At 65.0% G+C, this 24,455-nt stretch carries 24 protein-coding genes; 16 read left to right on the forward strand and 8 right to left on the reverse strand.

Annotated features, from left to right (window positions below; all coding sequences use genetic code 11):
- Positions 1-148: 148 nt before the first annotated feature.
- Together FJ418_RS14420 and FJ418_RS14425 are read right to left on the reverse strand one after the other, a co-directional pair.
- Entirely contained in the window at positions 149-847 is a 699-nt protein-coding gene (locus tag FJ418_RS14420) for a DUF433 domain-containing protein (protein ID WP_140866486.1), read from the reverse strand.
- Positions 844-1,767, reverse strand: a complete 924-nt coding sequence (locus FJ418_RS14425; RefSeq protein ID WP_140866489.1) for an IS1595 family transposase — start codon at positions 1,765-1,767, stop codon at positions 844-846. The genes FJ418_RS14420 and FJ418_RS14425 overlap by 4 nt, the downstream gene beginning before the upstream one ends.
- Positions 1,768-1,881: 114 nt before the next feature.
- Here FJ418_RS14425 and FJ418_RS14430 point away from each other — a divergent pair, with 114 nt between their 5' ends.
- Positions 1,882-2,382 (forward strand): MmcB family DNA repair protein, encoded by a 501-nt coding sequence (locus tag FJ418_RS14430; protein ID WP_181166940.1) that lies wholly within the window; start codon positions 1,882-1,884, stop codon positions 2,380-2,382.
- Positions 2,383-2,663: 281 nt separating this feature from the next.
- On the opposite strand, the gene nhaA is transcribed toward FJ418_RS14430, so the two are convergent.
- The 5 genes from nhaA to FJ418_RS14455 all read right to left on the reverse strand — a co-directional run bounded on the left by nhaA (position 2,664) and on the right by FJ418_RS14455 (position 10,143).
- A complete protein-coding gene (nhaA, locus tag FJ418_RS14435; RefSeq protein ID WP_140866492.1) occupies positions 2,664-3,854 on the reverse strand; it encodes a Na+/H+ antiporter NhaA in 1,191 nt (396 codons plus the stop codon).
- 319 nt (positions 3,855-4,173) lie between these two features.
- Positions 4,174-4,737 (reverse strand): ActR/PrrA/RegA family redox response regulator transcription factor, encoded by a 564-nt coding sequence (locus FJ418_RS14440; RefSeq protein WP_140647361.1) that lies wholly within the window; start codon positions 4,735-4,737, stop codon positions 4,174-4,176.
- A 291-nt stretch (positions 4,738-5,028) separates the two neighbouring features.
- Positions 5,029-6,354, reverse strand: coding sequence for an ActS/PrrB/RegB family redox-sensitive histidine kinase (locus FJ418_RS14445; RefSeq protein ID WP_140866495.1), 1,326 nt, complete (start codon positions 6,352-6,354; stop codon positions 5,029-5,031).
- Positions 6,355-6,732: 378 nt separating this feature from the next.
- Positions 6,733-9,195: an ATP-dependent helicase HrpB gene (gene hrpB / locus FJ418_RS14450; RefSeq protein WP_140866498.1), complete on the reverse strand. Its 2,463-nt coding sequence runs from the start codon at positions 9,193-9,195 to the stop codon at positions 6,733-6,735.
- A gap of 57 nt (positions 9,196-9,252) precedes the next feature.
- Entirely contained in the window at positions 9,253-10,143 is an 891-nt protein-coding gene (locus FJ418_RS14455) for a DMT family transporter (RefSeq protein ID WP_140650370.1), read from the reverse strand.
- Between the two features lie 21 nt (positions 10,144-10,164).
- On the opposite strand from FJ418_RS14455, the gene FJ418_RS14460 reads away from it, so the two are divergent.
- The 14 genes from FJ418_RS14460 (at position 10,165) to dhaK (ending at position 23,144) form a co-directional block, all read left to right on the forward strand.
- Entirely contained in the window at positions 10,165-10,863 is a 699-nt protein-coding gene (locus tag FJ418_RS14460) for a PIG-L deacetylase family protein (protein ID WP_140866501.1), read from the forward strand.
- Between the two features lie 253 nt (positions 10,864-11,116).
- A complete protein-coding gene (locus FJ418_RS14465) occupies positions 11,117-12,448 on the forward strand; it encodes an ABC transporter substrate-binding protein (protein WP_140782532.1) in 1,332 nt (443 codons plus the stop codon).
- A 108-nt stretch (positions 12,449-12,556) separates the two neighbouring features.
- Positions 12,557-13,504 (forward strand): sugar ABC transporter permease, encoded by a 948-nt coding sequence (locus tag FJ418_RS14470; RefSeq protein ID WP_140702471.1) that lies wholly within the window; start codon positions 12,557-12,559, stop codon positions 13,502-13,504.
- The gene (locus tag FJ418_RS14475; RefSeq protein WP_140866504.1) at positions 13,501-14,451 is read left to right on the forward strand and encodes a carbohydrate ABC transporter permease; all 951 of its coding nucleotides are present in this window, start codon (positions 13,501-13,503) and stop codon (positions 14,449-14,451) included. The genes FJ418_RS14470 and FJ418_RS14475 overlap by 4 nt, the downstream gene beginning before the upstream one ends.
- 214 nt (positions 14,452-14,665) lie before the next feature.
- Positions 14,666-14,869: a hypothetical protein gene (locus FJ418_RS14480; protein WP_140702469.1), complete on the forward strand. Its 204-nt coding sequence runs from the start codon at positions 14,666-14,668 to the stop codon at positions 14,867-14,869.
- 2 nt (positions 14,870-14,871) lie between these two features.
- Positions 14,872-15,978 (forward strand): ABC transporter ATP-binding protein, encoded by a 1,107-nt coding sequence (locus FJ418_RS14485; protein ID WP_140866506.1) that lies wholly within the window; start codon positions 14,872-14,874, stop codon positions 15,976-15,978.
- Entirely contained in the window at positions 15,971-16,984 is a 1,014-nt protein-coding gene (locus FJ418_RS14490; protein WP_140866508.1) for an ABC transporter ATP-binding protein, read from the forward strand. Before FJ418_RS14485 ends, FJ418_RS14490 begins: the two co-directional genes overlap by 8 nt.
- Before the next feature lie 77 nt (positions 16,985-17,061).
- A complete protein-coding gene (locus FJ418_RS14495) occupies positions 17,062-18,702 on the forward strand; it encodes a dihydroxyacetone kinase subunit DhaK (RefSeq protein ID WP_140866511.1) in 1,641 nt (546 codons plus the stop codon).
- A gap of 10 nt (positions 18,703-18,712) precedes the next feature.
- The gene (dhaL, locus tag FJ418_RS14500; protein WP_140866514.1) at positions 18,713-19,312 is read left to right on the forward strand and encodes a dihydroxyacetone kinase subunit DhaL; all 600 of its coding nucleotides are present in this window, start codon (positions 18,713-18,715) and stop codon (positions 19,310-19,312) included.
- Entirely contained in the window at positions 19,312-19,701 is a 390-nt protein-coding gene (dhaM, locus tag FJ418_RS14505) for a dihydroxyacetone kinase phosphoryl donor subunit DhaM (RefSeq protein ID WP_140866517.1), read from the forward strand. Before dhaL ends, dhaM begins: the two co-directional genes overlap by 1 nt.
- A 19-nt stretch (positions 19,702-19,720) precedes the next feature.
- Positions 19,721-20,023 (forward strand): HPr family phosphocarrier protein, encoded by a 303-nt coding sequence (locus FJ418_RS14510; protein ID WP_040988690.1) that lies wholly within the window; start codon positions 19,721-19,723, stop codon positions 20,021-20,023.
- Positions 20,024-20,064: 41 nt separating this feature from the next.
- Positions 20,065-21,639 carry a phosphoenolpyruvate--protein phosphotransferase gene (ptsP, locus tag FJ418_RS14515; RefSeq protein ID WP_140866520.1) on the forward strand — a complete coding sequence of 525 codons (1,575 nt, stop codon included), beginning with the start codon at positions 20,065-20,067 and terminating at the stop codon, positions 21,637-21,639.
- 7 nt (positions 21,640-21,646) lie between these two features.
- On the forward strand, positions 21,647-22,078 hold the full coding sequence (locus FJ418_RS14520) for a hypothetical protein (RefSeq protein WP_140866523.1): 432 nt from the start codon (positions 21,647-21,649) through the stop codon (positions 22,076-22,078).
- A 79-nt stretch (positions 22,079-22,157) separates the two neighbouring features.
- Positions 22,158-23,144, forward strand: coding sequence for a dihydroxyacetone kinase subunit DhaK (dhaK, locus tag FJ418_RS14525; RefSeq protein ID WP_140866526.1), 987 nt, complete (start codon positions 22,158-22,160; stop codon positions 23,142-23,144).
- Positions 23,145-23,180: 36 nt separating this feature from the next.
- Here the strand turns inward: dhaK and FJ418_RS14530 are convergent, their stop codons facing one another.
- A complete protein-coding gene (locus tag FJ418_RS14530) occupies positions 23,181-23,390 on the reverse strand; it encodes a hypothetical protein (RefSeq protein ID WP_140866528.1) in 210 nt (69 codons plus the stop codon).
- 34 nt (positions 23,391-23,424) lie between these two features.
- Here FJ418_RS14530 and FJ418_RS14535 point away from each other — a divergent pair, with 34 nt between their 5' ends.
- Positions 23,425-24,450 carry a nucleotidyltransferase family protein gene (locus tag FJ418_RS14535; protein ID WP_140866531.1) on the forward strand — a complete coding sequence of 342 codons (1,026 nt, stop codon included), beginning with the start codon at positions 23,425-23,427 and terminating at the stop codon, positions 24,448-24,450.
- Positions 24,451-24,455: the final 5 nt, after the last annotated feature.

Here is a 24,455-nt window from a genome sequence, read left to right on the forward strand (position 1 = left end):
TCTCATCCTCCGATCTCGCTGGCGGAATCGAATCACGGAATGACCTTAGACAAAAGGGTTTTTCCGCAGCCTGTTAGGCTGCGTTCTTTGTGGAATGACCGGAAGACCCGCACCATTGCGGCTGGCATATTTTCATCAAAGGCGACCTTCAAGCCGCCTGCCGCAAGTCAGCTTGGAAGCGTACAGCTTCCCTGACTTGCTTTTCAGGTATCTCGAACTGATCAGCGACCGCGCGGACACTGCCTTCCGCCTTGACCGCAACCGCCAGGGTTTCGGTCGGAATGCGGCTATCCTGTAGGACTGGTTTTCCGAAAGAAAAGCGCGGGTGAACGATGACGTTCGGTGCAATATGCTTGCGAGGATACCAAGCGATCATGTTGCCGAGCGGATCGAACATCACGTCCTCTTTCAAGCAGGGCGCAATGATCGCTGGCAGCTCGAAATTCTTGGTTTTCAGATCCTCATAGATAAGCTCGACGCCGCGCTTTCTAGTGATGGTCGCAACTATCCTCCTGCCATCAGTCTGGAACACAATCCTGGCCCCAAACGGATGCGGATGTTCGAGCGTATCCCGCGCTTCCTGCATGATGGAGCGAATTTCGTTTAGGCGAACACCAGCGTTGGAAAACCGCGCGACAAAACGAAGTTCCATCAGATTGGTAAAGCTGACAGCTACCTTGCCGTTCACCAATCCAAGCTGATTTTCGATGACGGGCTGCTGGCGTCCCTTCTTGCCGTTCACCCAAATCCGCACGTCCGCCTGAGGGGCGTCCACCAAGCCTGCCGTCTCTGGAACGGTAAAGATTCCGCCGACAAGGAGATCAGGGGTATGGGTGTGTATGGTCACGGGACGCCTACCGACGAGTCCCGGTACTTCAGCCGCTTTCCAACGATGCCAGCCATAGCCTTTACCGTCCTGTTGTTGTCATCGACGCCAAGCGCGATGCGATTGCTGTAGCGGAAATCGAACTCTGCCAGATAGCGGTGCAAGTGCTGCTCGCCGCAATGCTGGTAAACGCCCTTCATGCCGCGCTTGAAGATGCTGTAATAGCCTTCGACCGTGTTCGTAACGCTGCCGCGAACGTATTCATCCTTGGAATGTGTGACGAAATCGTGAGAGGCAAATTCCTGGCCCACGCGGCGATACATTTGAGCCTCATCCGTCATCAACGCGCTTTCCTTGGCGATATTGTCGCGAACGATCGGCATAACGGTGCCGATGCGAGCGGTATCGACATGGAAGGAACGGGCGCGGCCGCCGCGCTCGACCAGCGTAACGACAGAATTCTTGTGAGCGCCGCCGTCGCGCTTCACCGGAGTGCCTTTCAGGCGGCCAATGTAGGTTTCGTCAACTTCGACCTGTTTGCCTTCGCCGCCCATTGGGGAAAGGACGCCATCGCGCATGGCCTCGCGTAACCGATGGAACATGAACCACGCGGTCTTGTAAGTGACCTGCAACGTCCGATGCAGTTGGTGAGCGCTGATACCCTTCTTGCTAGACACCAGAAGGTGCGCCGCCTGCCACCACTTGTGCAGCGGTACATGGCTGGACTCAAACACCGTTCCTACCTTCACAGTGAACTGCTTTTTGCACTCTAAGCAGCGGCGGAGGCCGATCCGCGCCGTCTCGCCGGTGACGCGCGTAATCCGTTGCTGATCGCAGTTACCGCACTTCGGGCAAACTGGACCTTCCGGCCACACAATCGCTTCCAGCCGCTCGAAAGCAGCTTCTTCGTTGTGAAAGTGCGATTCGGAAAGGACGCTCATACACTGATTTCCTAGCGTGAAATCAGTGTATCACACCGCCCGTGTTTGTAAAGTACATAATAGCCCATAGAAAACGGGTTCAAACCGTGAACAAAATCTGGCATGGTGCCATCCATGCCCATCGTATCCCCGATTCCCCTCAACCCTTTGATCGACGGCCGCCAGTCGGAGCGCGCCATGCTGGTGCGGCGCGGCGTGCAGCGGCTGCTGACCGAAATGGGCGCGCATGTGCTGCCGGAGCTTTCCTTGGCGACAGGCCGCCGCGCCGATCTCGTCGCGCTGACCAGGCAAGGCGACGTCTGGATCATCGAGATCAAATCCTCGATCGAGGATTTCCGCGTCGACCGCAAATGGCCCGACTACCGGCTGCATTCCGACCGCTTCTTCTTCGCCACCCATCCCGGCGTTCCCCAGGACATCTTTCCCGAGGAATGCGGCTTCATCCTTTCCGACGGCTACGGCGCGGAGATCCTGCGCGATGCGCCCGAGCACCGCATGGCGGCTGCGACGCGCAAGGCGCTGATGCTGCGGATGGCCCGCGCGGGCGCCGCGCGGCTCTTGGCGGCCGAGCTTGCCGGCGTCGCGGTGCCGGCGCTGGATGGCGAGAGCGAGTAGCGCCTGTTCCTCGCCGCACGGGAGTGGCGGGAGTAGGGAGAGGTGACCCGGCGCAGCCGGGACGGAGAGGGGTTGGCGGCGCTCGGAGGTTGTCTCGATCTCCCGAAGGCTTCCCGTTGCTGATCTTCCACCGGTTCTGGCGTCGCGACGGGCCCCCCCGCTCCGTCCCGGCTGCGCCGGGCCACCTCTCCCCGCTTGCGCGAGGGCGAGGAAATCGCGTCGCGGCCTGACCTAATGCATGTCGCGCAAAAGTGACCTCGGTTTTGCGACAACGACATGCATTAGTCCACGTCCTCGTCCACCCCACTCGCCGCCGGTGCCATGAGCAGGATGGCGGCGCCCAAGAGGGCGGCAATCAGCGAGCCGGCGAGGATGCCGACCTTCACCGCGTCCTGCAGCGCCGGGTCGCTGGCGAAGGCGAGCAGGCCGATGAACAGGCTCATGGTGAAGCCGATGCCGCAAAGCAGCGAAATGCCCAGCATATGCAGCCAGCCGGCATTGACCGGCAGGTCGGCGAGGCCGAAGCGGATCGCGAGCGCCGAGGAGCCGAAGACGCCGACCAGCTTGCCGAGAACCAGGCCGGCGGCGACGCCGAGCGTCAGCGGCTCGACAAGGGCCGCAAAGCTCAGGCCGCCGAGCGAGACGCCGGCATTGGCGAAGCCGAAGATCGGGATGACGAGGAAGGGCACGAGCTTGTGCAGGCCGTGCTCCAGCCGGTGGAGCGGTGACTGTTCGAGATCGTGGCTGATGCCGGGAGAGCGTTCGAGCGGGATGGTGAGCGCCAGCGCCACACCGGCGAGCGTGGCGTGCACGCCCGACTTCAGCACCAGCACCCACAGCAGCGCGCCGAGCACCAGATACGGCCAGAGCTTCATGGCCCGCATGCGGTTGAGCACGACCAGCAAGGCGATGACGACAAAGGCGGCGGCCAGATAGGCGAGCGACAGGCCGCTGGTGTAGAACAGCGCGATGATGATGACGGCGCCGAGGTCGTCGATGATGGCGAGAGCGGTGAGGAAGACTTTCAGCGAGGCCGGCACGCGGCTGCCGAGCAGCGAAAGCACGCCGAGCGCGAAGGCGATGTCGGTGGCGGTCGGGATCGCCCAGCCGGAAAGCGCGGCCGCGTTGTCGCGATTGACGGCGACGTAGACCAGCGCCGGAACCAGCATGCCGCCGGCGGCGGCGATGCCGGGCAGCACCCGGCGCGGCCAGGTCGAGAGCTGACCGTCCAGCATCTCGCGCTTGATCTCCAGCCCGACCAGCAGGAAGAACACCGCCATCAGCCCGTCATTGATCCAATGCGAGACGCTGAGCGGTCCGAGATAGGCGTGCAGGACGGTGAAATAGGTTGTGGCCAAAGGCGAGTTGGCGACGATCAGCGCAAGGGCTGCAGCCACCATCAGGATGATGCCGCCAGTGGCCTCGCCGTCGAGGAATTCACGCAGGATCGATTTCGGCCGTTCGTCTTGCATGGTGCCTCGCTAACCTAGCCTGTTGGCTGGGAATCTGTGGTCCAATGATGCGCAACGTCAGTGGAGATGCAAGGCTTACGGGCGACACCGCAGCCGATGCTTCGAAAATTGGCCGAAACGTCGGTCTCTTCGTCATCCACGGGCGAAGCAAGGAGCGAAGCGACGCAGCGCAGACCCGAGGATCCATTCCGTTGCATCGGAGCGGTGCCGACGGCGCAGAATTCTGCTCCGCTGCATCCTCCGGCCAAGGTCACGGCATGGATCCTCGGGTCTCCGCGTCCGCCTCGCTCCCGCTCCGCCCGTGGATGATGACGCTTGCCTAGCGCGGCGCCCGCTTCGCGAGGATCCGCTGCAGGGTGCGCCGATGCATGTTCAGCCGGCGCGCCGTCTCGGACACGTTGCGGTCGCACATTTCGTAGACGCGCTGGATGTGCTCCCAGCGCACGCGGTCGGCCGACATCGGGTTTTCCGGCGGCGCCGCACGCTCGCCTGAGGTCCGGGTAAGCGCGGCGAAGACGTCGTCGGCATCGGCGGGCTTGGAGAGGTAGTCGATGGCGCCGAGCTTCACCGCTGTCACCGCGGTGGCGATGTTGCCGTAGCCGGTCAGGATGATGGCGCGGGCGTCGTCGCGTCTCTCGCGAATGGCGGCAACGACATCGAGGCCATTGCCGTCGCCGAGCCGCATGTCGACCACCGCATAGGCGGGCGGATGGGCGCGCGCCTTGGCGACCGCCTCCTCCACGCTCTCCGCCGTCTCGACCACGAAGCCCCGGGTCTCCATAGCCCGGGCGAGCCGAGTGAGGAACGGCTTGTCGTCCTCGACGATGAGCAGCGAGGTGTCCTCGCCCTCCACCATTGCAACAGTCGTTTCGTCTCCGCTCATCTTATCGGCATCCTACTGACTTGAACCACCTCGCCCCGAAACGAATTCTAGCGAATGCGCCTTAAGTCCTTGTTTCCAGGCACGCCGTTTGCCAAAAAAGCTGCACGGTTTTGGGCGGCATGCCTTACTTTTACGCAGATACAGTCCCGCAAGGGCAATGTCCAATTTTTACAGCCGGCAACAGAGCTGCCATGCAGTAATTGCAGGGCTTTTCACCGTTTCGCAATTCCGGACGGAAAACTACGGCGAAGTCGCCGAGCCCAACCGCTGCGCACTTTTCCTGGAATTGCTTTAGGCATTGTCGAACATGGTGGCCGACGCCTGGTCCTGGTTGAGGAAGACGCCGCGCGGCCATGCGATCTGCACCACCGCGCCTTCGCCAAGCCCGCTCGAATTGCGGAAATCGATGGTGGCGCCCGATCGTTCCAGCAAGGTCTTGGCGATGAACAGCCCTAGCCCCAGGCCGCCGCCGGCCTCCGTGCCCTGGCGCGTCGACATATAGGGCTCGCCGATGCGGTCGATGATCTCGGCCGGAAAGCCCGGCCCGTCATCAGTGATCGAGAAGATGACCTTGTCATTGTCCCAACTCCAGCTGACAGTGACCGACTTGCGGGCGAAATCGACGGCATTCTCGACCAGGTTGCCGAGCCCGTAGATGACGCCGGGGCTGCGCTGGCCGACGGGCTCGGGGCCGATACACTCGCCGGGCCGCAGCCGGATCGAGATGCCGAAATCGCGATGCGGCGCCGTCACCTCCTCGACCAGCGAGGTGAGCGGCATGCGCGACATATGCGCTTCGCCTTCCGACGAAAGGCTGGTCAGCCGCTTCAGGATCTCGCGGCAACGCTCGCTTTGCGAGCGCAGGAGCTTCACGTCCTCGCCGTACTTCGGGTCCTTGCCGAGCGCCTTCTCCATCTCCTTGGCGACGACGGTGATGGTCGCCAAGGGCGTGCCGAGCTCATGCGCGGCCGCCGCCGCCAGCCCGTCCAGCGCCGACAGATGCTGCTCGCGCTGCAGCACCAGTTCGGTGGCGGCCAGGGCGTTGGCGAGGAGGCGCGCCTCCGCCGCGACGCGGAAGGCATAGATGGCGGTGAAGGCGATCGAGGCGAACACCGCCATCCACATGCCGGCGACATAGATGAACGGCATCGGCAGCGGCGCGTCCTCATACCAGGGCAGTGGCAGGTGGAAGAACACCAGCAACGTGGCGGCTATCATGACCAGCGCGCCCAGCACCGCGGTCATGGGCAGCGGCAGCGAAGCGGCCGAGATGACGACCGGGACCGAAAGCAGCACGCAAAACGGGTTGGTCAGGCCGCCGGTCATGTAGAGAAGGCCGGTGAGCTGGATGCCGTCGAAGGTGAGAATCGCGAAGGCCGAAAGCGGGGTCAGGCGGTGCGCCGCCGGATAGCGGAAGGTCAGCCACAGATTCATCCAGGCCGAGCAGGCGATCAGCGCGAAGCACATCGACACCGGCAGCGGGAATTTCAAGCCATAGGCGACAACCAGCACGGTCAGGCTCTGGCCGACGATGGCCAGCCAGCGCAGGCGGATCAACGTGTTGAGCCGCAGCCGCTGGCTTTGCTGGGAATCGGGCGCGCGCAGGATGTTGATCATCGACTTACGATTATAACCGCGGGAGGATAAGCGCTAGTAGCGCTGTAAAGGCGACTTGAGCGATTGGCAGCCGGTGTTTCGGTTCACCATCATGAGCGCTTGGTGGTTGGCCGGGGCCGTCGCGACTTCGTCATCCACGGGCGGAGCGAGGCGAAGCGGAGCGCAGACCCGAGGATCCATTCCGTTACCTCGATCGTAGAGCGCAGCGGAGGGAATTCTGAACCGTGGCAACGCGTCGACGTCGCGGAATGGATCCTCGGGTCTGCGCGCGTCGCTTCGCTCCTTGCTCCGCCCGTGGATGACGAAGTGATGGGCGTTTGCGCCAATCACCAACGTACGCCGCTCGCCAGCGAGACCCCACCAAGCTTCTGTGCAATCCTACGTTCCGCGCGGCTTGGCACGGCTGGTGGCGGCGGCCAACAGCGGATTTTCCGGCCAGACATGCTTGGGGTAGCGGCCGCGCATGTCGGCGCGCACATCCGCCCAGGAACCGCGCCAGAAGCCGGGGAGGTCGCGCGTCGTCTGGATGGGGCGGTGCGCCGGCGAGAGAAGCTCCAGCGTCAGCGGCACGGTGCCGCCCGCGATCGCCGGATGACGGTCGAGGCCGAACAGCTCCTGCACGCGGACCGCAAGCACCGGCCATTCGCCGCCGTAGCGGATCGGCACGTGACTACCCGACGGCGCGTCGAAATGGGTCGGCGCCAGCGCGTCGACCTTGCGCTGCAGGTCGTGCGGGACCAAAGCCATGAGTGCCGACGAAAAAGTCGCCGGCTTGATGGCCGCGAAAGAGGCGTCGCCGGCGAGAAAGGGCAGGAGCCAGTCGTCGAGGCCCTCGACCAGCGCTTCATCCGAAACGTCGGGCCAGGGCGCTCCCAGCCCGCGATGCAGCCAGCCGAGCCGCTGCCGCAACGTCTCGGCATCCTTGCCCCAATCGAGCAGCGACAGCCCGTGCTCCCGTAAAGCGTCGAGGATAGCCTGATCGGCATCGGCGCCCGACGGCGCCGGCAGCATACGCTCGGACAAGGTGATGGCGCCGAGCCGCGCGGTCTCGCGCACACGCACGGCGCGGCGCTCGCGGTCGAAGGTCGTCTCGCGCTTCGTCTCGATGCGATCGGCAAGAGCGGCGCGGATATCGGCTTCGACGACCGGCGCGGCGGCGGTGATGCGGGCATTCTGCGCCTTGCCCTGCAGGTCGGCGACCACCAGCCAGGTCTCATTGGCGAGCGGATCGGCGGCTTCGACCATGGCGCCCGAGCCGTTGGCGAGCACGAAGCGGCCGCGCTCGCCGCGCGCCCTCGCCACCCGATCCGGCCAGGCATGGATCAGGAGCGAGCCGGCGGAGCCCGCCTCGCCACCCTGCCCGCCGCCGGCCTGTCTGGCCAAACGCTCGGCGAGCTGCCTGGCGGCGTTGGCGCGCGGCGATTTCTCGCCGCGAAAGCGGATCAGGCGGCGTTCGAGATCGGCGCTGTCGCCGCCCAATCCGCGCTCGGTCAGCAATACGGCAAGTGTCGCCGCTTCCTGCGCATGACCACCTCTCACCGCTTCGGCCACCATATGCGCCAACCGCACCGGCAATGCCAGCTTTCGCATGGCGGCACCCGCCTTCGTCAGCCGGCCGGCATCGTCGATGGCATGAAGCGCCTTCAGCAGCACCCTCGCCTCGCTGAGCGCCGGGGCCGGCGGCGGATCGAGGAAGGAAAGGCTGGACGGATCGGCGACGCCGAAGGCGGCGCAGTCAAGCAGCAGTCCGGACAGATCGGCCTCGAGGATTTCCGGCGGCGAGAAGGCGGGGAGCGACGCGGTCTGCTCGGCCCGCCACAGGCGAACCGCCACGCCGGCTTGAGTGCGGCCGGCGCGGCCGGCGCGCTGATCGGCCGAAGCCTTGCTGACGCGCACCGTCTCAAGCCTGGTCAGGCCGCTCGCCGGCTCGTAGCGCGGCAGGCGCGACAGGCCGGAATCGATGACGACACGCACGCCGTCGATGGTGATCGAGGTCTCGGCGATCGAGGTCGCCAGCACCACCTTGCGGCGGCCGGCCGGCGCCGGTCTGATCGCCTGATCCTGCGCCCGGTTGTCGAGCTGGCCGTAGAGCGGAACGATGTCGGTGTCGGCGGCGACATTGCCCTGAAGCCGCTCGGCGGTGCGCTCGATCTCGCGCTGTCCGGGCAGGAAGGCGAGCACGCTGCCCTGCTCGCCGGCCAGGGCCGCGCGCACGGCCTTGGCCATGGCGTCCTCGATCGCCAGGCCGGCCGGCCGTTCGTCGTAGCGGACCTCGACCGGATAAGCGCGGCCCTCGCTTTCGATCACCGGTGCCTGCGCCAGAAGCCTCGATACGCGGGCGCCGTCGAGCGTCGCCGACATGACCAGCAGACGCAGGTCAGGCCGCAGCGCGCCCTGCACGTCGAGCGCCAGCGCCAGGCCGAAATCGCCGTCGAGCGAGCGCTCATGGAATTCGTCGAAGATCACCGCCGAAACGCCGGGCAGTTCCGGGTCGTCGAGAATCATGCGGGAGAGCACGCCTTCGGTGACGACCAGGATTTTTGTCCGCGCCGACGTGCGGTTCTCCATGCGCATGGCATAGCCGACCGTGCCGCCAGGTTCCTCGCCGAGCAGCTCGGCCATACGGCGGGCAGCGGCGCGAGCGGCCAGCCGGCGCGGTTCGAGCAGCACGATCCGGCCTTTGCCCAGCCAGGGCGCGTCGAGCAGCGCCAGTGGCACCAGCGTCGTCTTGCCGGCGCCGGGCGGCGCCACCAGCACGGCGCTGCTGCGCTGCGAGAGCGCTTCGCCGAGCGCCGGCAGCACGGCAGTGACCGGAAGCTCCGGCAGGGGTTTTGTCGTCATCTGGCCCGCATATCAGCGGTCGCGGTCGCCATGCAACTTGCGAGGGCCGGTGCGCGGTCAAAGCCTGGTGCGCGAAAACGGATTCCAGCGCACGGTGCCGAGCCTCACCTCTTCGCGCACCATCGTCAGCAGGCCGGAAGCGCCGACCACCGCCAGGCCGACCAATGACAGCCAGTCGGGATATTCCTGGAAGAACAGCGCGCCGAGGATGACCGCCCAGACGATCTGCGAGTAATGCGTCGGTGCGATGCGGTTCGCAGGCGCGTATTTGACCGCAAGCAGCTGCAGAAGTTGTCCGCCGGCGGTGAAGACACCGGCCAGCATCAGCCAGACCAATTGCCCGAGATTGGGGAGCGAGAACGACGTCGCGGCCGCGCCGACGCCGTTGAAGACAAGGCCATAGCCGACCAGGGCGCCGAGAATCGTCGTGCGCTTTTCCTGCTTGGCGAGCGAGCGCATCAGGATGACGCTGGTGGCGGCGAGGAAGGCGTTGGCGAAGGCGGCGAGATGGCCGAGATGCAATTCGCGAAAGCCCGGCCGCACCACCAGCATGACGCCGAAGAAGCCGGCGACCACGGCCAGCCACCGCCAGGGACCGACCTTTTCCTTCAGGATGACCGTCGACAGGATGGTGACCAGCAGCGGCGCCAGGAAGATCAGCGCGTAGACTTCCGCCAGCGGAATGGTGGTGAAGGAATAAACGCTGAGCACACCCGACGCGATGCCCGCCAAGGCGCGCGCCTGCACCGCCCACGGCCTTTTGGTGCGCCAGAAATCGCGCCAGCGTTCGTCATTGGGCTTGGTAAAGAACAGAAAGCAGCCGGCAAACAAGGTCGAGAAGAAGCCGATCTCGAAGACGGTGAACTGCCCGCCCAGGCTCTTGATGACCCCGTCGCTGAACGAATAGCTTGCATAGGCGATCAGGGCGAGCAGGATTCCGTTCGGCATACCATTTCCGGGAGAGAAGACGTGAAGATATTGGCGCTGGGGGCACATCCCGACGACATCGAGATATTCATGTTCGGTACGCTGGCCGCCTATGCGGCGCAAGGCGCAGAGCTGACTTTTGCGATAGCCACCGATGGTGCCAAGGGCGGCAAGGGCGACCCGAAGGCGCTTGCCCGCCTGCGGCGCGAGGAGGCGGCCAAGGCGGCGGGGCTGCTCGGCGTCGAGCCGCGTTTCCTCGACTTTCCCGACGGCGCGCTCATTGCCGATGCAGCGTTGATTTCGGTGCTCAAGGTGCTGATCGGCGAGGTGAAACCCGACCTCGCGATCACCCATGCGCCCTACGACTACCACGGCGACCATCGCGCCCTGTCCGATGGCGTGCGCATAGCCGCATCCTTCGCCGTCCCTGTGCTGCATGCCGATACGCTCGGCGGCACCGGCTTTTCGCCGACGCATTATGTCGAGATCTCGCATCACTGGGAGATCAAGGCGAAGGCGATCCGCGCGCACCAGTCGCAAGGTCCGGAGCACTATGTGCACAGGGCACGCCTCCAGAACGAGTTTCGCGCCGGCCAGTGCAACGGCGCCGCCGGCGCACGGGCCGAGGCCTTCCGCTTCGAGCCGACCTTCCCCTTCGCCGACATACGCGCGCTCTTACCGCCGGCGCCGCCGATCCGGCCGATAACGGCAAGCCCTGGCCCCGCCGACCGGGCCGGCTGACCGCGGCGGGTGCAGCGTCCGGCGACCATTTCCCAACGATTTCAATCACCCGTTTCGCCATGCTGCGGCGCAGCAACGAATTCGCTTGCGTTGTTTAGTAAAAATGGCATCACTAAACAAATTACTAAACATCGGCGGCGCATCGCGCACCATAGCGACGCATAGCGCGCCGTGTTCAGGCCCTCGGAGGAGCGAGGGTTGAGGGGCTCTTGAAACCGTCATCCGGACGCGTTTCGCAAATGGGAGGTAAGGCATGAAATCGACCTTGAAACTGGCGTTGGGACTGGCCTCGGCGATCTTTGCGTCGACAGCCGTCTCGAACGTCGCGCATGCGGAAGACCTGACGCTGTGCTGGGCGGCCTGGGATCCGGCCAACGCGCTCGTGGAACTGTCCAAGGACTTCACCAAGGAAACCGGCATCGGCATGAAGTTCGAGTTCGTGCCGTGGACCAATTACGCCGACCGCTTCCTCAACGAGCTCAACTCGCATGGCAAGCTCTGCGATCTGATCATTGGCGACAGCCAGTGGATCGGCGGCGCCGCCGAGAACGGCCATTACGTCAAGCTGAACGACTTCTTCGACAAGGAGAAGATCAGCATGGACGATTTCGTGCCGGCAACCGTGGTCGGCTATTCCGAATGGCCGAAGAACACGCCGAACTACTGGGCGCTGCCGGCCATGGGCGACGTCGTCGGCTGGACCTATCGCAAGGACTGGTTCTCCAAGCCCGAGCTGCAGAAGGAATTCAAGGAAAAGTATGGCTGGGACCTCGCCCCGCCGACCACCTTCGACCAGCTGAAGCAGATCGCCGAATTTTTCCAGAAGCGGCAGATCGACGGCAAGACCGTCTATGGCGCCTCTATCTACACAGAGCGCGGCTCGGAAGGCATCACCATGGGCGCCATGGACGTGCTCTACAGCTACGGCTTCCAGTATGAGAACCCGAAGAAGCCCTACGAGATGGAAGGCTTCGTCAATTCCGAGAAATCGGTGAAGGGACTGGAATTCTACAAGGCGCTGTATGATTGCTGCACGCCGCCCGGCGCCTCCAACAGCTACATGGGCGAAGGCGTCGACGCCTTCAAATCCGGACAGGTGGCGATGCATATGAACTTCGCCTTCACCTGGCCCGGCCTGCAGAAGGACGAGAATGTCGGCGGCGACAAGATCGGCTATTTCGTCAATCCGAAGGGTCCCGACGGCGACCAGTTCGCGCAACTCGGCGGCCAGGGTATCTCGGTGGTTTCCTACTCCGACAAGCAGGAATCGGCGCTGAAATACATCAAGTGGTTCGCCAACAAGGACGTGCAGGCCAAGTGGTGGTCGCTCGGCGGCTATTCCTGCCTGAACTCGGTGGTCAAGGACCCGAAATTCCCGTCCAGCCAGCCCTATGCGCAGGCCTTCCTCGACTCGATGGCCATCGTGAAGGATTTCTGGGCCGAACCCAGCTACGCGCCGTTGCTGCAGGCCTCGCAGAAGCGCTTCCATGACTATGTCGTGGCCGGCCAGGGCTCGGCCAAGGACGCGCTGGACGGTCTGGTCAAGGACTGGACGCAGGTGTTCCAGGACGACGGCAAGATGTAACCGCTCCTCCCGAGCAACATCGACGCGTCCCGTGCCGCCCTTGGCACGGGACGCAGTTCAGATAAATTCCATAGCCGAGACTTACCCGTGACCGAAGCAGGACTTACCATGCTCAATCGGACTGCGGACAACGTTGCCCGGGCGACGCCGGAGCCGTTGGCCAAGAAGATCCGGGGCATCAGCGACAAGGGCCTCGCCTGGCTGTTCATCTCGCCGACGATCCTTTTGCTGTTGGCCATCAACATCTTCCCGCTGTTCTGGGCGATCTATCTCTCCTTCACCAATTACCGCGCCAACCGGCCCAACGAGGTGGTGAAGAATCTGGGGCTGTCGAATTACCAGCGCATCCTTGGCGACCAGGACATCTGGATCGCCATGCAGACGACGGCGCATTTCGTGTTCTGGACGATCCTCCTGCAGACCGTCATCGGCTTCACGCTGGCCTGGCTGATCGACCGCAAGTTCCGCGGCCACGCCTTCTGGACCACCATCATCCTGGTGCCGATGATGTTGTCGCCGGCGGTGGTCGGCAATTTCTGGCGCTTCCTCTACGAGCCGCAGATCGGGCTGTTCTCCTATGTCATCTCCTTCGTCACCGGTATTCCGCCGACGAATGTCCAGATGCTGTCCAATGTCGAACTGGCGCCATGGGCAATCATCATCGTCGACACTTGGATGTGGACGCCTTACGTGATGCTGATCTGCCTCGCCGGCCTGCGCTCCATTCCCGAATACATCTATGAAGCGGCCGAGGTCGACCGCGCCTCCAACTGGCGGCAATTCTGGTCGATCACCCTGCCGATGGCGCTGCCCTTCATCATGCTGGCCGTGCTGTTCCGCGGCATCGAGAACTTCAAGATGTTCGACATGGTCAACCTGCTCACCGGCGGCGGACCCGGCTCGACCACGGAAGTCGCCTCGATCACGCTGAAGCGGCAGGCCTTCGAGAGCTGGCGCACCGGCTATTCCTCGGCCTTCGCCATCATCCTGTTCGTCGCGGTGTTCGGCCTCGCCAACATCTACGTCAAGGCGCTCAACAAGGTGAAGCAGAGATGAGCCTGACCACCGCCCATTCCGTCGTCGCACCCTCGTCGAACGCGAAACTGATCGCCGGCACGATCATCATAGCCTATGCGTTGATCTCGATCGTGCCGCTGTTGTGGATCTTCGCCACCAGCTTCAAGACGCCGCCGGATTCGATCGCCTACCCGCCGAAGATCGTCTTCCAGCCGAGCATCGAGGGCTATTGCAACCTGTTCACGACCCGCACCCGGCAGACGCCGGAATACATCAACTCGCTCGGGCCGGCGACCGGCTTCTGCGACGAGACCGTGCGCAAGCGCAACATGGTGATTGCCGGGCCGTCGAACTTCCTCCCGCGCTTCGTCAACTCGCTGATCATCGCCTTCGGCTCGACCTTCTGCGCAGTGTTCCTCGGCACGCTCTCGGCCTATGGCTTCTCGCGCTTCAAGGTGCCTTTGGCCGACGACCTTCTGTTCTTCATCCTGTCGACGCGCTTCATGCCGCCGATCGCCGTGGCGATCCCGATCTACTTGATGTATCGCGAACTCAGCCTCTCCGACACCGCGCTCGGCATGATCCTGCTCTACACCGCGGTCAACGTCTCTTTGGCGGTCTGGCTGCTCAAGGGCTTCATCGACGAGATCCCGCGCGAATACGAGGAGGCCGCGATGATCGACGGCTATACGCGGCTGCAAGCCTTCTGGCGCACCGTGCTGCCGCAGGCGACCACCGGCATCGCCGCGACCGCCATCTTCTGCCTGATCTTTGCCTGGAACGAATATGCATTCGCAGCGCTCTTGACCTCCGGCACGGCGCAGACAGCGCCGCCCTTCATCCCGACCATCATCGGCGAGGGCGGCCAGGACTGGCCGGCGGTGGCGGCGGGCACGACCATCTTCCTGGTGCCGATCCTCGTCTTCACCATCCTGCTCCGCAAGCAGCTCCTGCGCGGCATCACCTTCGGCGCGGTGCGCAAATGAGCAGTGTGGGAATAAGTCGACCCCCACTCCGTCGAGCTTCGCTCGACACCTCTCCCCCGATCGACGGGGTAGAGGAAGGGCGCGAACTTCATTCAGCCAGGCTCCCTTCCTCTCCCTCCGGAGGGGGGAGAGGTGGCGCCGCGAAGCAGCCACGGAGTGGGGGAACCACCTGGCAACCATCTCTCCCCTTGAACGAGAAGGAAGGGAGGAACGCATGAGCCGCACCGTTGTCTCCAAGCGCTCCTCTTGGCCCCGCTGGGCAAGGCGCGGCCTGATGGAAAACATCGCGACAGCGATCATCGCGATCGGCTTCCTGATGTTGTTCCAGCCCTTCGCGCTGTCGCTCTACACCTATTCCTTCATCACCATGCTTGCCGGCACGGTCATGTTCATCATCGTCTCGAAATTCCCGGAATAACGATGGCCGAGATCCGTGTTCAGAACCTGAGGAAAGCCTTCGGCGCATTCGTCGCCGTGCAGGATTCCAATTTCGTCGTCGAGGACGGCGAGTTCTTCGTCATGCTCGGGCCGTCCGGCTGCGGCAAGACGACGACGCTGCGCATGATCGCCGGCCTCGAGCTGCCTACCGGAGGCAAGATCCTGCTCGGCGGCGAGGACGTCTCCATGCGCCGGGCGCGCGAGCGCGACATCGCCTTCGTCTTCCAGCTCTTCGCGCTCTACCCGCATATGAACGTGCGCCGGAATATCGGCTTTCCGTTGCTGGCGCAGGGCATGGCGTCGGCCGAGATCCGCAGCCGCGTCGAGGAGACCGCCAAGCTGCTGCGTATCGACCATCTGCTGGACAAGTCGGTCTCCGGCCTCGCCGGCGGCGACCGCCAGCGCGTCGCGCTCGGCCGCGCCATCGTGCGGCGGCCGAAATGCTTCCTGATGGACGAGCCGCTCGGCACGCTCGATACCGAGTTCCGCGACCTGATGGTGCATGAGCTGCGCGAGCTGCACAACCGCATCCACGCCACGACCGTCTATGTCACGCACGACCAGATGGAAGCCATGTCGATGGCCGACAAGATAGCGGTGATGAACCACGGCGTCATCGAACAGTTCGGCACGCCGCGCGAGATCTACGACCGGCCGGCGACGATGTTCGTCGCCGATTTCATCGGCTCGCCGCCGATGAATTTCCTGAAGTTCGGCGGCGGCCTTGCCAGGGGCGCGAAGGAGATCGTCGTGCAGGGCGCCAAGGTGACGGTGCCGGAAGTCCGCGAGGACATCGAACCCGCCGACATGGCGCTCGGCATCCGGCCCGAGCACATCCGCTTCGACGATGCCTCGAAGCTGCGCGGCGCGATCTACGGCACCGAATATCTCGGCACCACGCAGATCGTCGCGGTCGAGACGGCCGACGGCATCATCAAGGCGCGGGTGCCGGCCGGCATCCATCTCAGCCCCGGCGAACAGGTCGGACTGGCCTTGAGCAGCGCCCGGCTGTCGCTGTTCGAAAAGGGCTCCGGACGTGCGGTCAGGACCGCCATGCATGATCAAGCAGTGGAGGCGCGCCATGGCTGATGTCCATATCAAGGGCGTGACCAAGAGTTTCGGCGACACCGTCGCGATCAACGATCTCGACCTTGCCATCAAGGACGGCGAATTCGTCGTGCTGCTCGGTCCGACCGGCGCCGGCAAGACGACGACGCTGAGGCTGGTCGCCGGGCTGGAGCGGCCGGACAGCGGCACGATCCATATCGGCGGCCATGACGCGACCGCGCTGTCGCCGGCCGAGCGCGACACCGCCTTCGTCTTCCAGCAATATTCGCTCTATCCGCATCTTTCGGTGTTCGACAACCTCGCCTTCCCGCTGCGCTCTCCGGCGCGGCGGTTTCCGGAGGAGGCGGTGCGGCGCCGCGTCGAGGAAGTGGCGCGCATGGTGCGCATCGACCACAAGCTCGACAACCGCTCGACGAAACTGTCGGGCGGCGAGATGCAACGCGTCGCCATCGGCCGCGCCCTGGTGCGCAAACCCGCGATCTACCTGATGGACGAGCCGCTGTCTTCGCTTGACGCCAAGCTGCGCGCCGATCTCAGGCTCGAGTTGAAGCGCATCCAGTTCGAGCTCGGCGCCACCATGCTCTATGTCACGCACGACCAGATCGAGGCGATGACCATGGCCGACCGTATCGGCATCCTCGCCGACGGCATGCTGGTGCAGATCGGCACGCCGCGCGCGATCTATTCGGAGCCGGCAAACCTTCATGTCGCGGCGCGCCTCGGCCAGCCGGCGATCAACCTCCTGCCGGCCGGACTGCTGCCCGACGGCGGCGCGCCGACCGGAACGGCGACGATCGGCGCCCGCACCGAGCATCTCGCGATCGAAAAGGCGATGAACGGCCATGCCGACGGCGTGGTCGACTGGGTCGAGCATCTCGGCGACCAGAATCATCTGCATGTGACCGTGGGAGCGAAGAAGCTGGTAACGCTGACCGATCCCGACACGCCGCTCGCAAAGGGGGACAAGGTGACGATTCGCTACATGGCGCCGCTCTATTTCGGCTCGGACGGGCAAAGATTGATGTAGCAGGGGGACTGATGTAGCCGCCTCGCGCCTTATTGGCACACCGATTGACGACCGCAGATACGGACTGGACGAAATCCATGAAGCACTTTTTCAACCGCAAGGACACGATCGTCACCGAAGCGCTCGACGGCTTCCTCGCCACGGCGGGATCGGGCGCGCTCGCCCGCCTCGACGGCTATCCGGAGATTAAAGTCGTGCTGCGCGCCGACTGGGACAAGACGAAGGTGGCGATCGTTTCCGGTGGTGGCGCCGGGCATGAACCCTCGCATGCCGGCTTCGTCGGCGCCGGCATGCTGACGGCGGCCGTCTCCGGCGAGATCTTCGCCTCGCCGAGCGTCGAAGCGGTGCTGGCGGCGATCCGCGCCACGACCGGCCCCGCCGGCTGCCTGCTGATCGTCAAGAACTACACCGGCGACCGGCTCAATTTCGGGCTGGCCGCGGAGAAGGCGCGCGCCGAGGGTCTGGCGGTCGAGATGGCGATCGTCGGCGACGATATCGCGCTGCCCGATATCGTGCAGCCGCGCGGGGTCGCCGGCACGCTGTTCGTGCACAAGATCGCCGGGCATCTTTCCGAAAGCGGCCGTGACCTGGCGTCGGTCGCGGCCGCGGCACGCGCGGCGGCGAAGGACATCTTTTCGCTCGGCATCTCGCTGTCCTCATGCTCAATCCCCGGACAGGCGCATGAGGAGCGCTTCGGCGCCGAAGACGGCGAGCTTGGCCTCGGCATCCATGGCGAGCCGGGCGTCGAGCGCATCGCCCTGCAGAGCGCCGGCGCATTCGTCGCCGTCATGGCGGAGCGCCTCGCCGCGCGGCTCGACACCGCCAGCCGCTATGCCTTGCTGATCAACAATCTCGGCTCGGTGCCGCCGCTCGAAATGTCCTTGATCGCCAATGCGGTGCTCGCCTCGCCGCTCGCCAAGGCCGTGGCGCTGACGATCGGCCCCGGGCATCTGATGACGGCGCTCAACATGAACGGCTTCTCGCTGTCGCTGATCAAGCTGGACGCCGAGCGCGAGGCGGCGCTGCTCGCGCCCGTCGGCCCGCATGCCTGGCTGCCGGCAAAGCCGGTTCGCGCGCCGGTCATCGTGGCGATGGCCAAGCCCGCCATCGGCACAGCCACAAAGCCAGCTAGCCACGATGCGGCCGGAGAGCGGCTGATCAGAGCCGTCTGCCAAAGGCTGATCTCGCTGGAAGAGCCGCTCAACGCGCTCGATGCCAAGGCAGGCGATGGCGACACCGGTTCGACCGTGGCGACCGGGGCGCGCAGCATCCTCGAGCGCATCGAGACGCTGCCGCTTGCCGATCGCGCCGCGACCGCCGCCGCGATCGGCGATACGCTGGGCACGTCGATGGGCGGTTCCAGCGGCGTGCTGTTGTCGATCTTCTTCACCGCCGCGTCGCAGTCGCTCGGCACCGGCGCGTCACTCGGCAAGGCCCTGCTCGCAGGACTCGACCGGATGACTTTCTACGGCGGCGCCAAGGTCGGCGACCGCACCATGGTCGATGCGCTGGAGCCGGCGCTGCGGGTTCTCGACGCGACCGGACTGGAAGCGGCGGCACAAGCGGCGCGGCAAGGCGCCGAGGCAACCGCCGCGATGCGGAAGGCCAAGGCCGGCCGTTCCGCCTATATCGGTAGGCAGCTCGACGTTGCGGATCCCGGCGCCTTCGCCGTGGCCGAAGTCTTCGCTGCCGTGGCGGCGCTGTTTGCCCCGGCATGAAGGACAGAAAATGGCCGCAGCCGATTTCTCCAGACTGATCGCGGCGGCGGCCGATACGATCGCGGCGCATGCCGAGGAACTGACAGCGCTCGACCAGGCGATCGGCGACGGCGACCACGGGCTGAACATGAAGCGAGGCTTCGAGGCCGTGCGCGCCGAGGCGGACGCCTTTTCGGCCAAGCCGCTGCCCGAGGCGCTGAAGGCGGTCGGCACCAAGCTGGTGATGACCGTCGGCGGCGCCTCCGGGCCGCTGTTCGGCACATTGTTCATGGCGCTCGGCAAGGACATGCCGGCAGCACCCGATCGAAACGGGCTGGCCGCGGCGCTGGGCAAGGCGATCGAGGCGGTCGCGGCGCGCGGCAAATCGCAGCCGGGGCAAAAAACCATGCTCGATGTGCTGCAGCCGGTGTATGAGGCGCTGACGCAAGGCAAGACGGCCACCGAAATCGTCGATGCGGCCGACAAGGCGGCGGAAGCCACGGTGCCGATGAAGGCCCTGCGCGGACGCGCTTCCTTCCTGGGAGAGCGCTCGATCGGGCATATGGACGCCGGAGCGCGCTCGACCGCGCTGCTGGTGCGCGCAGTCGCGGAAGCGATAGAGGGTATTTGATGAGCAATGTCGGGATCGTCATCGTGTCGCATTCCCCCCTGGTCGCCGAGGGCACGGCCGACATGGTGCGCCAGATGGTAGGCGACGAAGTGCCGCTTGCATGGTGCGGTGGAAACGGCCATGGCGGGCTCGGCACCAGCGTCGACGCGATCATGGATGCGATCGACAAAGCCTGGTCGGAAGCGGGCGTCGCCATACTTGTCGATCTCGGCGGCGCCGAGACCAATTCGGAGATGGCGGTCGAGATGATCGGCGAGCCGCGCTCCCACAGAATAGTCGTCTGCAACGCGCCGATCGTCGAAGGCGCGGTGATGGCGGCGACCGAATCCTCTGGCGGCGCCTCGCTCAAGGAAGTGGTGGCGACGGCGCATGAATTGTCGCCGTCGTGAACGAACGGGAACCGACTGAATGTCCGCATCCGCCGAAGCAACGGTCCTGATCACCCACGCCGTGGGCCTGCACGCGCGCCCTTCGGTGAAGTTCACCAAGCTCGCGAAGTCGTTCGCGGCCGAGGTGGAAGTGGCGGTGGCGGCAAACGGCCCCTGGTTCGACGCCAAGAGCATCGTCAAGGTGATGGCGGCCAAGGCGCCGAAAGGGACCATGCTGCACATCCGCGCCAAGGGTGACGGCGCGGCCCAGGCGGTGAAAGCGCTGGTCGATCTGGTGCAGCGTGACTTCGACGAGGACGCGGATCATGCCAGGTCCGCTTGAGACATATCTGCATGTCGATGTGCTCGCAAGGAACGCGAGCCATGCGGATTGACGGCATCCCCGCCTCCCCCGGTTACGCCGAAGGTCCGCTGTTCGATCTCGACCAGCCTCCGGCCGGCTACGAAGCCAAGGCGGGCGCGGCGGAAGAGAAGGTTGCGCTGGAAGTGGCGATCGGCAAGGCCGTCGGCCGGCTGGCGGCGCTGATCGAAACCGCCGACGGCGACGCCGCGAGCATCCTCGAATTCCACATCGCCATGCTGGAGGACGACGCCCTGAGCGGTCCGGCCTTCGCGGCGATCGGTTCCGGGCAGGCGGCGGACGCCGCCTGGCGCGCGGCGCTGGACGGCGAGGTTGCCGGCTACGAAGCGTCGGACCAGGACTATTTCCGCGCCCGCGCGGCGGATTTGCGCGACATTCGCGATCAGGTGCTGCGCGCGCTGAGCGAGGACAGCGAGGCCGCGGCGCCCCCGGGCGCGATCCTCTATGGCGAGGACATCGCGCCGACGCGTTTTCTCGAAACCGATTGGAGCAAAGGCGGCGGCATTGCGCTCAAGCGTGGCAGCACCGCCAGCCATGTCGCCATGCTGGCGCGCTCGCGCGGCGTGCCGATGGTCGTCGGTCTCGACATCCCTGTTGGACCGCTCACCGGCGCGGCGTTGCTCGATGCCGAGCGCGGCGGGATCGTTTTCTCGCCGTCGCCCGCCGAGATCGAAGCCTTCCGGCAATCCGCCTCCGCCTTCGCCGACCGGCAGGGCGCGGTGCGGACATTCCTGACCGAGCCGGCGGTGACCAAGGCCGGCACCACCGTGCGTGTCCAGGTCAACATCGCTTACCCGTCCGACGTCGACGGCATCGATATCGCAAGCTGCGACGGCGTCGGCCTGATGCGGACCGAATTCCTGTTCGGAAAGACATTGCCGGACGAGGAGATGCAATACCGTGCCTACCGCAAGGTGCTGGACTGGGCCGGCGACAAGCCGGTGACCATCCGCACCGTGGACGCCGGCGGCGACAAGCCGATACCGGGTTTCACGGTCGAGGAAACCAATCCGTTTCTCGGCTTGCGCGGCATAAGGCTGTCGCTGGCGCGGCGCGATATCTTCCGCGTACAGATACGGGCATTGCTGCGCGCCGCCATCCACGGCAATCTGAAGGTGATGTTCCCGATGATCGCCACGCCCGACGAGTACAGCCAAGCCGCAGCGCTGTTCGCCGGGGAACAGGCCGGGCTTGCCGCGCAGGGCGTGGCGCACAAGCTGCCGCCGCTTGGCATCATGGTCGAGGTGCCGTCCGTCGCACTGGCGCCGGAAGCCTTCGCCGATGTCGCCTTCTTCTCGATCGGCTCCAACGACCTGACGCAATATGTGATGGCGGCCGCGCGGGACAACGCAGCCGTGGCGCATCTCAACTCCGTCCGTCACCCGGCGGTGCTGCGGCTGATCGCTGCGGTCACCGCCTTCGGGCGGGAAAGAGGTATCCCGGTCAGCCTGTGCGGCGACGCGGGCGGCGATCCGGCAGCCATCCCGGCGCTGCTCGAAGCGGGCCTGCGCGACCTGTCGGTCGCCCCCGCGCAACTCGCCATGGCCAAGGCGGCCATCGCGGACGTGCCGGTGTAGGCGCGGCATGGGCAGGACCGAGAAGATACCGGAAACAGGCTCGGAAGAGGCGATCCGCGCCTACAAGACGATCCTGTCGCAGGTCATCGACCAGCGCCCTTCGGGCATGCGCCAGCGCCTGGCCGATGCGCTCGGCAAGCACCGCAGCTTCGTCACGCAGATTTCCAGCCCGGCCTATTCGATCCCGATCCCGTCAAAGCATCTGCCGGCCATCTTTTCCGTCTGCCACTTCAGCCAGGCCGAGCGCGACCAGTTCATGGCCGCCTATCACCAGGCGCATCCCGGCAAGGTGCCCGCGGCCTCCGGTCCGCGCAAGACACGCCATGTCTCGCTCATCGTGCCGGATTTCGGCGACGACAGGCAAAACGCCGCGCTCGACCGGGCGATCAACGAATTCATCCAGAAGATAACCAGCATCGCCGGCAAGGGCAGCGGCTGAGCAAAAGCAATTCCAGGAAAAGTGTGTGGCGGTTTTCCGTTCGGAATTGCGTAAACTAAAGACCGTCGGGAGGACTGCCATGAAGAAATTCATCAATTCGGTGGACACGGTCCTGACCGAGAGCCTCGATGGCTTCGCGGCGGCCCATGCCGATATCCTCGTGCTCGGCGAGGAGCACAAATTCATCCGCCGCAGGGAACTGAAGCCAGGCAAGGTGGCGTTGATCTCGGGCGGTGGCTCCGGCCACGAGCCGCTGCATGGCGGCTTTGTCGGCCATGGCATGCTCGACGCCGCCTGCCCCGGTCAGGTCTTCACCTCACCGACGCCCGACCAGATGCTGGCCGCCGTGCAGTCCGTCGACACCGGCGCCGGCTGCCTGTTCATCGTCAAGAACTACGAAGGCGACGTGATGAATTTCGACATGGCGGCCGAGATGGCAGACGGCGTGCTGCAGGTGGTGACCAATGACGACGTCGCGGTCGAGAACTCGTCCTACACGACCGGGCGGCGCGGCGTCGCCGGCACGCTGGTGGTGGAAAAGATCGTCGGCGCGGCGGCCGAGCAAGGCATGCCGCTGCCCGCGCTCAAGGCGCTGGGCGACCGCGTCAATGCCGCGACGCGCTCGATGGGCGTGGCGCTGACCAGCGGCACGGTGCCCGCCGCCGGCAAGCCGACCTTCGAGATCGGCGACGGCGAGATGGAATTCGGCGTCGGCATCCACGGCGAGCCCGGCCGGCGGCGCGACACGCTGAAGAGCGCCGATGCCATCGCCGAGGAGGTCTGCGCCGCGATTGCCGGCGACCTCGGCGAACGGGCCAAAGGACCGGCGCTGCTGTTCGTCAACGGCTTCGGCGGCACGCCGTCGATGGAGCTATATGTGATGTACAACAGCGCCCGCAGAATGTTCGAGAAACAGGGCGTGACGGTTGTCCGCTCGCTCGTCGGATCCTATGTGACGTCGCTCGACATGGCGGGATGCTCGATCACGCTGACCATGCTCGACGACGAAATGTCAGCACTTTGGGACGCGCCGGTTCACACGGCGACGCTGCGCTGGGGGATGTAAGCGGTTTCAGCCGAGCTGAAGCTGCGGATTGATGGCCTAGACCACCTTTGACGGGCCAGCGACGACAGCGGACAGCTTGCCCACCTTGCGCAGCACCGGTGCTTGATATTGCTTCTTGGTCATTTTCGTGCCCTCCGACTCCAGCTTGTGAGAATGCGGCAAAGCTATTCGCACTGTCAATTCATGCGCGGGGTGTGCCCCGCGCTGCTGGCATCCCTGATGCTTTTCTGCAACCATGTTCGCCATATCTGTCTTCCATGGACGAATCTCGACCAGATCGATGCTGCCTTCTCTTGCGCCTGCCGATGAGAAACTGCTGCTGACCTTCGCCGACCCCGAGGCACCGGCCGCCGCGGGCAATGGCCTTGCGGCCAAAACCCTGCTGGCGCTGCTCGCCAATGCGGAGTTTCATGGCGTGCTGCCGATCATGCTGCGCAAACTGAGGGAAATCGGCGACGCTCAACTGCCGCAGGACACAGCCTTGCAGCGGAAATTGTCGGAGTTGCGCGATGAAGCGACGATGGCGACCGGTCAGTCGATGTTGTTGCAGTACCATGGCGACCGCATCATGAAGGCATTGGCGGCGAAAGGCGTGCCGGCCCGGATCGTCAAGGGACCGGTTTTCGCACGCAAGCTTTATCGCCAGGTTGCGGACCGTCCCTTCACCGACATCGACATTCTCGTCGACCCCGCCAGCATCGAGGAAGCCAACAAGACCATCGGCGAATGCGGCTTCGAGCTCGGCAGCGACGAGGCCGAGTCGCATGAATTGCAGGAGTTCAAATGGCTGGAGAAAGAGAACTCCAGCCTGCTGATCGAGTTGCATGGCGATCTGGTGCACGACACCGGTATGCGCCGGCGCCTGTCGCTCGGGTTTCGGGAATTGCAGGCGATCGACGACGGCGAAACCGACACGCCGGCCGCGCTGCTCACCATCGCCATCGTCCATGCCGCCGGCGGCCACAAATTCCACCGGCTGCAGCTCTGCGTCGACGTGCTGCAAGGCGTGCGGGGGCTGAAATCGCCGGAGGAGGAAACGCGGCTGCTCGAGGCCGCCCGCATGACCGGCATCGAGCTCGAGCTGGCCACGGTCCTCAACGTCACCGGACGCCTGTTCGGCGCGCCACGCGCGATCGAGCTTGCCAACCGCATCAAGCCTGACCTCTCGATACGGCTGGCGAAATGGCTCATCACCGGCAACATGCTGCTTCGGGTCAATTCCCGCGAAAAGCTACGCTCGCGCCTCAGCCGCGATGCCTTCCGCTGGGTGCAGAGGCTGGCGCGGCCGCGACCATATCCAGCCTGAGCCTG

Origin of the sequence: Mesorhizobium sp. B2-8-3, assembly GCF_006440815.1 — a bacterium.
Classification (GTDB): Bacteria; Pseudomonadota; Alphaproteobacteria; order Rhizobiales; family Rhizobiaceae; genus Mesorhizobium.

Coding starts and splice junctions, on each gene's coding strand:
- FJ418_RS14440 (WP_140647361.1), bottom strand. CDS start 4,737: ATGAGCGGAGACGAAACGACTGTTGCAATGGTGGAGGGCGAGGACACC.
- FJ418_RS14465 (WP_140782532.1), top strand. CDS start 11,117: ATGAAATCGACCTTGAAACTGGCGTTGGGACTGGCCTCGGCGATCTTT.
- FJ418_RS14510 (WP_040988690.1), top strand. CDS start 19,721: ATGTCCGCATCCGCCGAAGCAACGGTCCTGATCACCCACGCCGTGGGC.
- FJ418_RS14445 (WP_140866495.1), bottom strand. CDS start 6,354: ATGATCAACATCCTGCGCGCGCCCGATTCCCAGCAAAGCCAGCGGCTG.
- FJ418_RS14480 (WP_140702469.1), top strand. CDS start 14,666: ATGAGCCGCACCGTTGTCTCCAAGCGCTCCTCTTGGCCCCGCTGGGCA.
- FJ418_RS14520 (WP_140866523.1), top strand. CDS start 21,647: ATGGGCAGGACCGAGAAGATACCGGAAACAGGCTCGGAAGAGGCGATC.
- FJ418_RS14495 (WP_140866511.1), top strand. CDS start 17,062: ATGAAGCACTTTTTCAACCGCAAGGACACGATCGTCACCGAAGCGCTC.
- dhaM (WP_140866517.1), top strand. CDS start 19,312: ATGAGCAATGTCGGGATCGTCATCGTGTCGCATTCCCCCCTGGTCGCC.
- ptsP (WP_140866520.1), top strand. CDS start 20,065: ATGCGGATTGACGGCATCCCCGCCTCCCCCGGTTACGCCGAAGGTCCG.
- FJ418_RS14470 (WP_140702471.1), top strand. CDS start 12,557: ATGCTCAATCGGACTGCGGACAACGTTGCCCGGGCGACGCCGGAGCCG.
- FJ418_RS14485 (WP_140866506.1), top strand. CDS start 14,872: ATGGCCGAGATCCGTGTTCAGAACCTGAGGAAAGCCTTCGGCGCATTC.
- FJ418_RS14530 (WP_140866528.1), bottom strand. CDS start 23,390: ATGGCGAACATGGTTGCAGAAAAGCATCAGGGATGCCAGCAGCGCGGG.
- hrpB (WP_140866498.1), bottom strand. CDS start 9,195: ATGACGACAAAACCCCTGCCGGAGCTTCCGGTCACTGCCGTGCTGCCG.
- dhaL (WP_140866514.1), top strand. CDS start 18,713: ATGGCCGCAGCCGATTTCTCCAGACTGATCGCGGCGGCGGCCGATACG.
- dhaK (WP_140866526.1), top strand. CDS start 22,158: ATGAAGAAATTCATCAATTCGGTGGACACGGTCCTGACCGAGAGCCTC.
- FJ418_RS14430 (WP_181166940.1), top strand. CDS start 1,882: ATGCCCATCGTATCCCCGATTCCCCTCAACCCTTTGATCGACGGCCGC.
- FJ418_RS14535 (WP_140866531.1), top strand. CDS start 23,425: ATGCTGCCTTCTCTTGCGCCTGCCGATGAGAAACTGCTGCTGACCTTC.
- FJ418_RS14490 (WP_140866508.1), top strand. CDS start 15,971: ATGGCTGATGTCCATATCAAGGGCGTGACCAAGAGTTTCGGCGACACC.
- FJ418_RS14475 (WP_140866504.1), top strand. CDS start 13,501: ATGAGCCTGACCACCGCCCATTCCGTCGTCGCACCCTCGTCGAACGCG.
- nhaA (WP_140866492.1), bottom strand. CDS start 3,854: ATGCAAGACGAACGGCCGAAATCGATCCTGCGTGAATTCCTCGACGGC.
- FJ418_RS14455 (WP_140650370.1), bottom strand. CDS start 10,143: ATGCCGAACGGAATCCTGCTCGCCCTGATCGCCTATGCAAGCTATTCG.
- FJ418_RS14425 (WP_140866489.1), bottom strand. CDS start 1,767: ATGAGCGTCCTTTCCGAATCGCACTTTCACAACGAAGAAGCTGCTTTC.